The organism is Acidovorax sp. KNOB132 (genome assembly GCF_057541515.1).
This window is the reverse complement of sequence record NZ_BAAJYT010000668.1, coordinates 1-540: the sequence shown is the minus strand read 5'-3', so window position 1 is coordinate 540 and position 540 is coordinate 1. Positions and strand designations below refer to the sequence as shown.

Annotated in this window: 2 protein-coding genes; both read left to right on the top strand. The window is 76.7% G+C overall.

Translation table 11 applies throughout. The features are described from left to right. The coding region (locus tag AC27IO_RS25315; RefSeq protein ID WP_498741357.1) for a sigma-70 family RNA polymerase sigma factor at positions 1-343 on the top strand (343 nt) is incomplete at its 5' end. A 17-nt stretch (positions 344-360) separates the two neighbouring features. After that, positions 361-540 (top strand): DUF4880 domain-containing protein (locus AC27IO_RS25310; protein WP_498741356.1); only part of this gene is annotated, 180 nt, incomplete at its 3' end.

The window sequence follows — 540 nt, the reverse complement described above, 5'->3', positions numbered from 1 at the left end:
CACGCCGCGCGAGCCCCGGGCCTACCTGGTCACCGTGGCGGGCCGGCTCGTGGCCAACCACTTTCGCCGGCTGTCGCTGGAGCGCGCCTGGCTCGACGCGCTGGCCACGCTGCCCGAAGCGCAGTGGCCCTCGGCCGAGCAGCACGCCATGGCCCGCCAGGCGCTGCACCGGCTGGATGCGGCCCTGGCCGGCCTGCCCGAGCGCGCGCGGCGCGCCTTCCTGCTGTCGCAGATCGAGGGGCAGGACTACGCCCGCATCGCCGCCACGCTGGGCGTGACCGAGCGCAGCGTCAAGCGCTACATGGCGCAGGCGTTCGAGGCCTGCATCCTGGCGGTGGATTGAGCCCCGCCGCCGCACCTTTGCCCCCGGACCGCGCCGCCGTGCGCGCGGCGGCGCAATGGCTGGCCCGGCTGCATGCCGGCGACGCCACGGCGCAGGACCACGCGGCCTGCGAGCGCTGGCGCAACGAGCACCCCGAGCACGAACGCGCCTGGCAGCGCGCGCAGCGCATGCAGGCGCAGCTGGCCCTCGTCAGCCCG